This window comes from Microseira sp. BLCC-F43 (assembly GCF_041929235.1).
Lineage (GTDB): Bacteria > Cyanobacteriota > Cyanobacteriia > Cyanobacteriales > Aerosakkonemataceae > Microseira.
Window position 1 is genome coordinate 1 of record NZ_JBHFNP010000049.1, and the last position, 12,882, is coordinate 12,882.

The 12,882-nt window shown below is 46.3% G+C and carries 11 protein-coding genes; 7 read left to right on the top strand and 4 right to left on the bottom strand.

Translation table 11 applies throughout. The features are described 5' to 3' along the window. Window positions 1-96 precede the first annotated feature (96 nt). The gene (locus ACE1CM_RS09075; protein WP_374877088.1) at window positions 97-276 is read left to right on the top strand and encodes a hypothetical protein; all 180 of its coding nucleotides are present in this window, start codon (window positions 97-99) and stop codon (window positions 274-276) included. Between the two features lie 196 nt (window positions 277-472). Here the strand turns inward: ACE1CM_RS09075 and ACE1CM_RS09080 are convergent, their stop codons facing one another. Beyond that, window positions 473-742, bottom strand: a complete 270-nt coding sequence (locus ACE1CM_RS09080) for a hypothetical protein (protein ID WP_374877089.1) — start codon at window positions 740-742, stop codon at window positions 473-475. Window positions 743-998: 256 nt separating this feature from the next. Here ACE1CM_RS09080 and ACE1CM_RS09085 point away from each other — a divergent pair, with 256 nt between their 5' ends. Then, window positions 999-2,267, top strand: a complete 1,269-nt coding sequence (locus ACE1CM_RS09085; RefSeq protein ID WP_374877090.1) for an APC family permease — start codon at window positions 999-1,001, stop codon at window positions 2,265-2,267. Window positions 2,268-2,345: 78 nt separating this feature from the next. Here the strand turns inward: ACE1CM_RS09085 and ACE1CM_RS09090 are convergent, their stop codons facing one another. From ACE1CM_RS09090 to lepA, 3 genes are all read right to left on the bottom strand, one after another. Next, window positions 2,346-3,737, bottom strand: a complete 1,392-nt coding sequence (locus ACE1CM_RS09090; protein WP_374877153.1) for a UDP-glucose dehydrogenase family protein — start codon at window positions 3,735-3,737, stop codon at window positions 2,346-2,348. A gap of 159 nt (window positions 3,738-3,896) precedes the next feature. Continuing rightward, window positions 3,897-6,191 (bottom strand): GDP-mannose 4,6-dehydratase, encoded by a 2,295-nt coding sequence (locus tag ACE1CM_RS09095; RefSeq protein WP_374877091.1) that lies wholly within the window; start codon window positions 6,189-6,191, stop codon window positions 3,897-3,899. Between the two features lie 481 nt (window positions 6,192-6,672). Beyond that, window positions 6,673-8,484, bottom strand: a complete 1,812-nt coding sequence (lepA, locus tag ACE1CM_RS09100) for a translation elongation factor 4 (RefSeq protein ID WP_374877092.1) — start codon at window positions 8,482-8,484, stop codon at window positions 6,673-6,675. Between the two features lie 390 nt (window positions 8,485-8,874). Between lepA and ACE1CM_RS09105 the strand changes: the two genes are divergently transcribed. The 5 genes from ACE1CM_RS09105 to ACE1CM_RS09125 all read left to right on the top strand — a co-directional run bounded on the left by ACE1CM_RS09105 (window position 8,875) and on the right by ACE1CM_RS09125 (window position 12,776). Beyond that, window positions 8,875-9,249, top strand: a complete 375-nt coding sequence (locus tag ACE1CM_RS09105) for a hypothetical protein (protein WP_374877093.1) — start codon at window positions 8,875-8,877, stop codon at window positions 9,247-9,249. A gap of 6 nt (window positions 9,250-9,255) precedes the next feature. Further along, window positions 9,256-9,483: a hypothetical protein gene (locus ACE1CM_RS09110; RefSeq protein WP_226579424.1), complete on the top strand. Its 228-nt coding sequence runs from the start codon at window positions 9,256-9,258 to the stop codon at window positions 9,481-9,483. A 120-nt stretch (window positions 9,484-9,603) separates the two neighbouring features. Beyond that, window positions 9,604-11,325, top strand: coding sequence for an ATP-binding protein (locus ACE1CM_RS09115; RefSeq protein WP_374877094.1), 1,722 nt, complete (start codon window positions 9,604-9,606; stop codon window positions 11,323-11,325). A gap of 439 nt (window positions 11,326-11,764) precedes the next feature. Beyond that, window positions 11,765-12,415 (top strand): DUF3386 domain-containing protein, encoded by a 651-nt coding sequence (locus ACE1CM_RS09120; protein ID WP_374877095.1) that lies wholly within the window; start codon window positions 11,765-11,767, stop codon window positions 12,413-12,415. Between the two features lie 130 nt (window positions 12,416-12,545). Then, window positions 12,546-12,776 carry a NifU family protein gene (locus tag ACE1CM_RS09125; RefSeq protein ID WP_374877096.1) on the top strand — a complete coding sequence of 77 codons (231 nt, stop codon included), beginning with the start codon at window positions 12,546-12,548 and terminating at the stop codon, window positions 12,774-12,776. The last annotated feature ends 106 nt before the right edge of the window (window positions 12,777-12,882 follow it).

The window sequence follows — 12,882 nt, forward strand, 5'->3', positions numbered from 1 at the left end:
ATGCCACGCCGTGCTACTACACAACCGATGAAAACCAAATCAATTTGCGACTGTAGGGGCACGGCATTCTACAATCTCTGGTAGAAATCAACAGCTATGCCACGCCGTGCTACTACACAACCGATGAAAACTGGTGGTGAATTTTGTGGCGGCGTGGGTGCGATCGCCAATTTGTGGTCAAAATCAAGCGTTACCCATGCCCTGCCCTCACACCAACCAATCAAAACCAAATCTGTTCGGGGCTGTAGGGGCACGGCATTCAACAATCTCTGGTAAAAATCAAGATTTATTGATGCCGTGCCCCTACACAACCGATTAAAACTGGTTGTGAATTTTGTTGCCGCGCGGGTGCGATCCCAAATACTCCTTCAGCAGGATAAATCCCCAGGTAAACTGCTTGACAATTTGCTATTGATGCCAAATAATTAATACAACTTTCACAACCATGACAATTTAATTTTTCTGCCGCCAATTATAAAAATTGGCGACGCTCGCGCCAGATGGCTGAAATGCGCTTGATTTCGTCGAGACGGTCGGTTGCTTTACCTGTAAGGGTTTCAGATTTTATTCGAGGAAATTTTTTAGAGTTTGTAGCCACAAAATTGAAGGTCGTCGCAAATGGCCTCTGGAAGCCAGACAGGGTAAAGGCTTCAAAGCGAGGGTCCCACTTACCTACTCCCCGCAAGGGGATTGAAACAAAAATATCTAGCTGAGAATTATTCAAAATGTTTAAATGTCGCACTTACCTACTCCCCGCAAGGGGATTGAAACGTTATTGTTGACGGGAACAACTTTCCCGTCCCTCCACCTTGTCGCGCTTACCTACTCCCCTTGCGGGGATTGAAACAAACAACTGATACTTGGCGTGGGTAGTTTACAATTACCCAATCCCCGCAAGGGGACTAAAAGAACAAACAATAACCCCACCCCACCACAACCAAACCTTAACCCGTCAGCCCTAACATGTAGAGTAGCGATCGCTTACAGGTCAACTCCCCATGTCAACATCTCGGCAACTCACACGAGAATTGGGTGTATTAGGCGCAACGATGATGGGACTCGGTTCCATTATCGGTACGGGAGTATTTGTCAGTATCGGCATTGCGGCGGGTATTGCAGGTTCTGGAGTAATTCTCGCAGTAGCAATTGGTGCTATTGTCGCTATCTGTAATGGTCTTAACAGCGCCCAACTCGCTGCTAGTCATCCCGTTAGCGGCGGTACTTACGAATATGGTTATAAATATCTGACGCCTTGGTTGGGTTTTACCGCCGGGTGGATGTTTCTGCTAGCTAAAACCGCTTCCGCAGCGACGGCGGCGTTGGGTTTTGCGGGTTATCTGCAAAGGTTTTTTGGACTATCCGGACAGGGATTGCTGGTTGCGATCGCTCTTTTATCCGTCCTCATCCTCACTATAATCGTTTGGACTGGCATTCGCCGCTCCAATTTCGCCAATATCACAATCGTCTCTATTACCCTACTATCTTTATGTTTTTTTATTCTTGCCGGTTTACCCACCGTAGCAACGTCTGGAATTGATAATTTAACTCGATTTTTCCCTAATTCTATCGGCGATTTACTCCACGCCAGTGCTTTAATGTTTGTCGCCTATACAGGTTACGGACGCATCGCCACAATGGGAGAAGAAGCGAGAAACCCCCGTCGCACTATCCCGAAAGCAATTATTACGGCGATGGTGCTGACGATGCTACTTTATATTGCCGTAGCAATAGTTGCCGTTAGTGCAGTTGGTGCAGATGTATTGGGTAAAGCAACTGCTGCGCCTTTGGAAGTGGTAATGAGTCGCTTAGGTATTCCCGGCGGGACGCAAATACTCGCAATTGGTGCGATGACCGCGATGCTGGGGGTATTGCTCAACTTAATTTTAGGATTATCCCGCGTCTTGCTGGCAATGGGACGAAGGCGGGATATGCCGCGAATTGTGGCACGATTAAATCAGACAGGAACGACGCCGGATGTAGCAGTGTGGGTGATGGGAATTGCGATCGCAAACCTTGTCCTAATCGGTAACGTCAAAACCACTTGGTCTTTTAGCGCTTTTACCGTTTTAATTTATTACGCCATAACAAATCTGGCAGCTTTGCAGCTGCCAGAGAGGGATCGCTTATATCCTAAATGGTTAGCTTTGTTGGGTTTAGCCGCTTGTTTGTTCCTAGCTTTCTGGGTAGAACAACAAATCTGGCTAACGGGTTTAGGCTTAATTCTTGCCGGACTAATTTGGCATTTTGTTGCACAACAGGCGAGGTGATTTTAGATTGAATATTTTAGATTTAAGATTGAAAATTTCATCAAATCTGCAATCTAAAATCTGCAATCTGCAATTATATTAATGCCCAATCCCAACGTAACGGAACCCGGCGTTTTCCAGTTCCTTGCGATCGAGGAAATTGCGACCATCAATCATCACGGGGTTGTTCATCAACTTCGCCATTTTGACATAATCTAAGCTTTGGAACTGTGCCCACTCGGTGACTAATACCAAAGCATCGCAACCATCTGCCAACCGTTCTGGATCGCTTTCGACATAAACTCCAGATAAACCGTGCGCCATGCCACTTTGAGACACAATTGGGTCGTAGGCTTTTACTTTAGTTCCCAAGCGGTTGAGTTGTTCGATTAAATTCAAAGCTGGGGCGTCGCGCATGTCATCGGTATCGGGTTTGAAAGTTAAACCCAACAAACCAACTGTTTTACCCTTGAGGATTTTCAGTTCTTGCTGTAATTTTTCTATAGCGATTAAGCGCTGGCGTTGGTTAACGCTGACGGCGGCTTTCATCAGTTGAGCTTCGTAACCGTAGTCATCGGCGGTGTGGATTAACGCGGAAACATCTTTGGGGAAACAAGAACCACCCCAACCAATACCGGCGTTTAAGAACTTGCTACCGATGCGGGAGTCTAAACCAATTCCTTTGGCGACTTGGGTTACATCTGCACCGACGCGATCGCAAATATTGGCAACTTCATTAATAAAGCTAATCTTAGTCGCCAGGAACGCATTAGCGGCATACTTAATCATTTCTGCCGAATTGAGGTCTGTAACTACCACAGGGACGGGTGGTAAAGACTTGTCTTCGGCGAACTTGCGTTCGACAATCGGGGTATATAGTTGCTGCATCATGGCGATCGCTTTTTGGCTGTTGCTGCCCAAAACGATCCTATCCGGGTTAAAGGTATCAAAAATTGCCGACCCTTCCCGTAAAAACTCTGGGTTGCTCACCACATCGAACTCGGCGGCAATCTTTTCCACCGTTTCTTCGCTAACAACGCCACCTGCGCCTACCAAGACTTTTTGGCGTTCGGCGATACCATCCATCACAATCATCCGCACCCAGTCGCCTGAACCGATTGGCACGGTAGATTTATTTACGATTACTTTATAGCCATCGTTGAGATTAGCACCGATTCCCCGCGCCACAGCTTCCACATAGCGGGTATCGCTTTCCCCTGTAGGTAAAGGCGGAGTTCCCACAGCGATAAACAAAATATCTCCGTGCTTTACCCCTTCCGCAATGTCGGAACTAAACTCTAGCAGTCCCACCGCCGTGCTAGACTGCATCAGTTCAGACAATCCCGGCTCAAAAATCGGGGATTGTCCGGCTTTCATTAACTTTACTTTTTCTTCATTGTTGTCTACGCAGATGACGTGATGCCCGATATGCGCCAGACATACGCCAGTTACTAAGCCTACATATCCCGTACCGATGACACAAACACGCATGTTCAAATCCTCAATTTAATTGGTTTTGGTCGAGTTTCTCAGCTATTGCAAGGGTTTGCGGTTAAAGAATGAGCAACCATTAGTAGTAGTACCCAAATTTCACCGTGGAATTACCACGTCCGCAAACCTAATTTTCCACACCCTGAAAAAGCTTGTATTTTAAGGCTGCGGGTTATTCATTCGAGAGCGAAAATCGTCTATAGTCAACTTTAGCCCTTCTCTCAAAGGAACCGTAGGTTCCCACCCCAGCCAGGTTTTAGCCTTTGTAATATCCGGCTGTCGTTGTTTGGGGTCATCTTGGGGCAACGGTTCGTACTTCAATTGTGCGTCTGGATTCACCATTTCCTGAATAATTTGAGCCAGTTCTAAGATCGTATATTCACCGGGATTACCCAAATTTACGGGTCCCACATGTTCCCCATTCATCAACCGCATCAGTCCTTCCACTAGGTCGGATACGTAGCAAAAACTACGAGTCTGCGACCCATTTCCGTATATGGTTAGGGGGATGCCTCGTAAAGCTTGCACTACAAAATTGCTGACAACGCGCCCATCATTTTCTAACATTCGAGGGCCATAAGTATTGTGGCAATATATACAATACGTACCACCGACAAAGTTTTCGTAATCTGGCACGGAAAAATCGTACACGTAGTCGTCTATCTCGAATGCTTCGATGTTTTTGACCTTTGCCCAAGCAATGTGTTCTGTAGTTTTAGCTTCCAGAGTTTGTTTAGCATTACTCAATTCTAAAATCGAGTAATTGTCTAATCCTTGTACCGTAATGCGGTAAGATTTGTACTGTTGTTCGTCTCCCTTACGAACAGTGGTGTAAAACTCTGACACGCTGCCAATGATGCCAAACTTTGCCAAAATCAATGTCAGTTTTTCGATAATGTTTTGGCTGGAACTGTTGAACACCAGTAGGGAACCTGTTGTTTTGGCATCGTGGTTGCCATCTCCTTCCCAAAATCCTTGTAAGAAATGGACTAACTGTTCTTTGGGAAGTTGTACGATCCAATCTGGTATATCTTTTTGGGTACTGAGATTCTTACCGAACCCAAAGACGTTCACAACTAAATCTACGATAATTCTAGAGCGAATGTGAACTGCGGGCGATCTGTTCCCAGTTTGGTCAAATTTAATCTCACTCTCGCAGCCAAATAAATCTTCAGCGACTTTAATCAACTTCTCCAGATATTTGACGTTTGAACTGAATATAAGTTGATAATCTGCTGGTTTATCCCTGTAAATTAGGCAACCCTCTGCCAGATAAAAGCCCAAAAACCACAGCAGGCTATTGATATTTTCAATATAGTTGGTTACCTGCTTATTGGAGTAAGCGATCGCAATCTTATCCTTAGCCGACAAAGGCAGTCCTAAATGCTGCCAAATATCCAACGGTATGCGGTTCATTGCCTCATACCTTCTCAGCTTACTGAAATGTTGCCGAGAACTGATTCCTTTTTGTGCTAGATAGTTGCGAATATCGCGATTGCGATCTTCCAGGTGAGAAACTACATCTTCATTGGCAATGGATAAGCCTTTAATTGTCGTTACATCCGAAATGTAGAAAGGTTCCAGCGCCTTGTCTACGAAGGGTAAATAATGAGGAACCGCAATATCATCGCCTACTTTCAAGTCTTTCCCAAATACTGCCTTGGGCAATCCTTTTTCATCGCTAGTAAATAAGCTGTGATCTTCTGTAACTTTTACTTTTTTGCCCCAAGTTGTAGTAATTTCATACCCTGTTTTGGTGACGTGATGTTTCCAAATGGCTGAAATTGGACGGATAGCTGCACTGCCGGTTTTTTGATCGAAACAAGGAACGGATACATCTGATATATCTTGATGAATGCGGTTATAGCATTCGGCAAATGTTTCGGAGTAAAGTTTATCTCCCTTGTAATAAACTACTTTTTGGTCACCTGTTAAACTGTTAAAAATCCGGGCAACGCGGATATCTACGTTATTTTCTCTGTAATAGTCAAAACTCAAAGTTTCTGCTATTCGCTTCCCTTCATCGTAACAGGATCTGATCCCGATTGGATTTACATTTCCCCTATATTCTTCTGGTTGGGGATGCACTTCTGGATCCCCATAAACTTCCGAAGTAGAAGCGAGTAAAAATCTGGCTTTTATTCGTTTAGCTAACCCCAGCATATTAATTGTTCCCATCACATTGGTTTTGACAGTTTTGATGGGGTTGTACTGGTAATGAACCGGAGAAGCGGGACAAGCCAGGTGATAAATTTGATCTACTTCTAACCTGATTGGTTCGGTGATGTCGTGGCGGATAAATTCAAAGTAGGGATGGTCTAACCATTTGAGGATATTTCGCTTGTGTCCTGTATAAAAGTTATCCAAACAAATCACTTCATGCCCCTGTTCCATCAAGCGATCGATCAGATGGGAACCAATAAATCCAGCACCACCAGTGACCAAAATTCTCATAGGTTTTATGCAAGCGATACGTTATTTCAAGCTGGCAAGGTTGTCTTTAACAACTATATCCTTTGAATGTTCCGTTGTCAGTTGATATCCGATTGGGATTTAAAAGCATTGCTTTTGAATAGTCAGCTGGGATATCTGGGTTAGAGTATTTACTTACTACTCAACTAGCAAGTTAGCAAAGAATGCTGCCAAAAGAAACTTCGATCCCTATAATTCATCAAATCTTTATCCTCTAGCCCGCGCTCCCATAAACTTCCTTGACATTTCTTGATAAAACTTCACGGTAAGAAATTACTCCATTTGATCCTGGCTTTACAATAACTTGACCAAGGCACCGCCTTTAACCGCACATCTACGGATCTATACCCAGAACGGGGACTTCCCAGAGAAGTCTCTATACCCAGAACCCCGACTTCACAAGAGAAGTCGGGGTTCTACAGGGAAAAGCAGCTATTTCAGCCACCTTTGAATCAGCGCATCCCTATTCCTTATCCAAGCGCAAAACAGCCATAAATGCTTCCTGCGGCACATCGACAGTCCCGATAGCTTTCATGCGCTTCTTGCCTTTTGCTTGCTTTTGCAGCAACTTTTTCTTTCGGGAGATGTCACCGCCGTAGCATTTCGCCAATACGTCCTTGCGCATTGCCGGGATATGTTCGCTAGCAATAATTTTGCTGCCAATCGCCGCCTGTATGGGAACCTTGAATTGGTGGCGCGGGATCAGTTCCTTGAGTTTTTCTGCCAGACTGCGCCCTACGTAGTAAGCTTTATCGCGGTGGACGATCATCGCCAGGGAATCTACCGGATCGCCGTTAATCATAATATCCAGTCGTACCAGGGGATTTTCCCGGTAACCGATCAGATGGTACTCCATACTGGCGTAACCGCGCGATCGCGACTTCATCTGGTCGAAAAAGTCGGTCACGACTTCTGCTAAAGGTAACTCGTAAGTCAAGTTGGTGCGTCCCACCGTCAGGTACTTCATATCTTTGAACGTACCCCGGCGATTTTGAGACAACTCCATCAACGTCCCGACGTATTCTTCCGGCGTGATAATGTCTACCTGGACATAGGGTTCTTCGATTTTTTCCCGATGTTGCGGATCGGGCAAGGTGCTGGGATTATCGATTAAGAGAACTTCTCCCTTATTCGTCGTGACGCGGTAAACTACCGAAGGCGCTGTAATCACCAAATCCAGGTCGTATTCTCGTTCTAAACGTTCCTGGACGATTTCCATGTGCAGCAAACCCAAGAAACCGCAGCGGAAGCCAAAACCCATGGCGCTGGAAGTTTCTGGTTCGTAGTTTAACGCGGCGTCGTTGAGCTTGAGTTTTTCCAGCGCTTCCTTTAAATCTGGATATTGGTCGGCATCGGTGGGAAACATGCCGCAAAACACCATTGGTTTAGCTTCGGTATAACCGGGTAACGGTTCGGCGGCGGGTGCGCTAGCTAAAGTAATCGTATCGCCAACGCGGGCATCGGATACGGCTTTAATCGATGCAGCTAGATAACCGACTTCCCCGGCGTGGAGAGACTCGACCTGGACTTGGTTGGGAGAAAGTACCCCCAACTCATCGATCTCGTATTCTTTTCCAGTTGCCATCAAGCGGATGCGGTCGCCCTTTTTCACCGTACCATCCATCACCCGGAAATAGACGATTACACCCCGGTAGCTGTCGTAATAGCTGTCAAAAATCAACGCCCGCAACCTTTGGTCTACAGTATCTTTGGGCGGGGGAATCAAGTGGACGATCGATTCTAAGATTTCATCCACCCCGATGCCTTCTTTCGCCGATGCTAAAATCGCACCGCTGCAATCTAACCCGATAATTTCTTCGATTTCCCGCTTTACCCGGTCTGGTTCGGCACCGGGCAAGTCTATTTTATTCAAAACCGGGATAATTTCTAGATTATGCTCTAGGGCTAAGTAGACATTGGCTAAAGTCTGCGCTTCTACCCCTTGGGAGGCATCCACCACCAAAAGCGCCCCCTCGCAGGCGACCAGACTGCGCGACACCTCATAGGAAAAGTCCACGTGTCCGGGAGTGTCGATCAAGTTGAGTACGTACTGCTGACCATCTTTAGCCGTATAGTTCATCCGGGCCGCTTGCAGCTTAATTGTAATGCCGCGTTCCCTTTCTAACTCCATGTTGTCTAGAAACTGTTCTTTCATCTCCCTTGCCGCCACCGTCCCGGTGGTCTGCAACAAACGGTCAGCCAGGGTTGACTTCCCGTGGTCGATGTGGGCAATGATCGAAAAGTTGCGAATGCGAGATACGGGCGCGTCAGTCATAAATTTTTTGCTTATAGATCGATCAGCGAATCCATCTGAAACAGAAAATACACGTTGCTTAAAATATTTTAATGTTTCCCTAGGGCGAATCGGGTTTTCCAGCTTGGCAAACCCGATGACAGGGGGAAAAATCGTGGCGCGAAGCGCGCTATAATCAAAGCTCCATTTGATTATTCCTCAGGGTAGCATCAGATCGTAGTATAAGGGCAAGCAAAATAATCCAAAAACGTCTACATTCGCTAACGATAGCAATTACCTAAAAAATCAGGACGCTTTCATCCACGTCAATGGTTATGGCGTGGATGAAAGCGGACAACTGGGAATAAATTCGCCGTCTGGGCGGGCGCTAAAGTCAGTTTCAGGGTAGTATTTAATATAGAGGTTAGGGTATTGAACCTCTTTAAACACCCAGTAGCCCAAGGGCAACGCACCTTGAAAACTGAGCTTAGGGGGTTCCAGGCAGAAATGCTTGCCTGGGTAAAAGGCTTAAGCATCAAGCAGAGAAACCAAAGTTTTAGGGGTCTCAGAGTACCGTCGGGCAGCCGGGAACTCGCTGCTGAAAAGGAGCAAAAAGCTTTTGGAGAGATGCTCCTCTGGTATGGAATGGGTAACTGTTTCATAGTAAGAGCGCTCGGTGAATTAAGAATCTGCGCGGCGCATATCCCGCAGAGTGTCAAAGACAGCTTTGCCTGCAATAATGGTCAGTTTAAACTGAAGATGCCTCTACTGTTAACGGGACCAGCCCAAAAACCAGCGGATTTTTAACGGTATATGAACGAATCAGCAATTGAAACCCAGCGTGCAGCCGATCAGGTGGAAGTTTCCATCCAGATCGACGCAGAATTATTTGAGCAACTGCGGCATTTGACCAATGACCCTAGTAAAATTGTAGAAGTAGCCATTCGGCAATGGCTTAAAGGTGGCTCGCAACGAGATGACGAATTAACTCGTACCATGCAGCGAACGCCAGTACCTCCCCGTGGCGAGTGGAACGATTGACTGTGTTGGTATTGTAGTCATTGGATTATAGAGTCGGGTAGCATCAGAAGTGGCGTTTGTGTCTAATTGTCTCAGGCGCTACTACCATTAATCACAATAGCTGTTGCGAATAAGACGCTCATGACCTTGTCCACCCATCGGCAACGCACGTTACCAGAAGCTAACAATAAATTGGAATCTGCTTTGAGCGCAAGTCATATTGCCAGTCTCCAAGATATAGGAGCAGAACTGGTATATACCCAAGAAGTTTCGGGACGGTATCTGTCATTTTATTGGCAGGAAGCAGAACGCTACGGTATATCCGCAGCCGAGATGGCGGCGGGGAGTGAAGAGACAATAGAACCAGCCGATCCGGCGGCTTATAGACAACGGGTACGGCAAATTATAGAGAGTAAAGTTCCAGAACGGTTCAGTTGTAAATTTCGATACAAAGAACATAGTTTTAGATTCGATTTAGCGATCAGCCCAATTTTGAGGCCAGATGGGACGGCAACAACAGTAGTGGTAATGGGAAGCCAGTCGCACGAGTCAGAGGGGAATCATTCAGGTCACGCTCCAGCCAAAGTAACAGAGAACGGTGCGCTGAGCTGCAATCCTCAAGAATACCAAAAACTGCTGACCCAAATAGCCAGAAATATTCGTCGCACGCTGGATCTGGATACGATTAGGCAGCAAACGGTGGATGGACTGGGAAAAGCGTTGTGCGTGAGTCGCTGCATCATCAGTGGTTATAAAAAGAGCGATCCGGAAGTAAGAGTAGTCGCAGAGTATCGCCAAGAACAATGTCCCTCGCTGTTGGGAAAAACATTAGCAGTTAAAGATGACCCTTGTCTCACCAAGGCATTAGCCACCCTGGGAACAGTGGTAGAAGAACCCCAGGAATCTGGCAACCAAAAGTCAAGGCTGGTGGTGGCAACTTATTATAAAAACGAAGCCAACGGGTTGATTAGCTTGTATCAGTGCGGACGCAGTGGGTGGGAACCAGCAGAAATCGAACTGGTGCGGGAAATAGCCGAACAAGTGGGGACGGCAATCGCTCACGCCACCCTCTACGAAGAATTAGAAGAAGCGCGTCAGCAAGCAGAAGAATCTTCTCGCCTCAAAAGCGAATTTCTCGCCAACACCTCCCACGAACTGCGTACCCCCCTCAACGGGATGATCGGATTCCTCAAACTGATCCTAGAGGGAATGGCAGAAGACCCCGAAGAACAGCAAGAATTTATCCAAGAAGCATACCGCTCGGCGCTGCACCTGCTCAACATTATCAACGATATTCTGGATATCGCCAAAATCGAAGCAGGTAAAATGGAGCTGGAGTTAGGCTCGGTCAAGTTGAAAGAATTGTTCGATCGGGTCGATGACTTTGCCCAAACTCAGGCACAGCAAAAGAATTTGAGCCTGCGCTTTCAACTACCAGCCGCCCACGATGAAGTGATCGTCTACGGCAACTACCAACGGCTGTTGCAAGTAATGTTAAATCTGGTAGGCAATGCCATCAAATTCACCCATGAAGGTGGAGTGACAATTACCGCCGAAGTTCAGAAAAAGAAATTATTATTTAAAGAACAAGAATTACCTGGAATGGTAGTAGTACGCGTGGCAGATACGGGAATTGGGGTATCGCTGGAAAAACAAGACAGGCTGTTCCAAAAATTCACTCAAGTCGATGGCGGCCTCAACCGCAAGTACGGCGGGACGGGTTTGGGATTGACAATTTCGCAAAAATTAGTCGAAACAATGGGCGGTCAGGTAAACTTTTACAGCATGGGCGAAGGACTGGGATCGACAGTTACGTTTACCATCCCGCTGTACCAAGAACCATTAATAGTTTCATCCAAATAACGTAAGCGGTAATTGGTAATTGGTAATTGGTCATTGGTAATTGGATTAAAATGCTGTCGAATCCTGACAATTACCCTTAGCAACTAGGGTTAACTACTCGTAAACTAATTTTATGGCAGCATAGATACTGCCGAAAGTTATTGCTAGGTTGTCAAAAAAATAACAACCCAGGGCTGACGCAAAGAAACCGGGTTTATCCAAAAAATCGCCGCAAGAAAGCCAAAAAACCGGGTTTATCCGCCAAATTGTTGATGGCAACGAAAGATATACACAGAACGCCAAGAAACCGGGTTTATCGGCCAAATTGTTGATGGCAACCCAAAATATACACAGAAACCCGGTTTCTAGGATCTTCGCGCGTAAGTTTTATGAAAAAAAATCAGCTTCCCGAGTTAACAAGTTTAATTAAACTAGAGAAAGGTGATTTTTGGAGAATTCTGTGACTGAGCAAACGAACGCTCGCGAATTATTCAAAGCGGCATACGAAAACCGCTATACCTGGGATGCGAACTTTCCAGGTTACAGTGCAGATGTGGAACTCAAGCAAGGTGATGAAGTCTACACTGGCAAAATTCGCATTAACGGCGACCTCAGCGTAGAAGTTACCGGAATCGAGGACGAAGAGGTCAAACAAAGCATCTACACTCAGTTGCGGGATGTGGTGACCCACCGCAAGCGGTCTAGTTTTGAGCAGTCTCACGGGAAAAACCAGTTTAACCTGGGAGAACAAGACTCGACAGGTGCTATGGAAATTCTGGTCAAAGGCGATGCGATGGGGTCTAATTATAAGATCCGAGGCACGGAAATTTGCCAGGTCAGCCGCGTCATGGGAAGGATGGCGTTCGTTATCGATACCCACGAAAGCTTAGATACTGGCGAGGGTTACGTATCAAAACGCTACGACGCTGTTTTCCGTAACGCGCAGACGAATGAAATGACCAGAGAACTGGAATTTGAGGATAATTACGAGAAAATTGGTGATTACTACGTGATGACTCGCCAAGTGGTGCGTTCCCGCGAAAATGGTCAAATTATCGCCACCGAATTTAATTTCGCCAACGTGAAACTGCTGGAAGTAGCAGCAGTTTAAGGAAAAACCACAAGCGCGTCCGTCTCGAAGCGGAAAAAGGCACCAGCCAATTTTCTCTAACTTGGCTCGCGGTTTTTTCCCTCAGAAGATCTACGATAAACTTAGCTGCGATTTAACGAGGTTTCACATCATGGAACTGACAGTTGACAACGTCGAAACTGTTTTGGATGAAATGCGGCCTTACTTGATGTCCGATGGCGGTAACGTGGAATTAGTCGATATCGACGGACCCATCGTCAAACTGCGCTTGCAAGGTGCTTGCGGTTCTTGCCCTAGCTCGACGATGACCTTAAGAATGGGAATTGAACGCAGACTCAAGGAATCGATTCCCGAAATCGCCGAAGTGGAACAAGTGATGTAAGGACTGGTAACGGGTAATTGGTAATTGGTCATTGGCTACCTGACTACCCATTACCCATTACCCTCGTGACCAAGGCTCTGCCTGGGAACGCCATTACCCATTACCT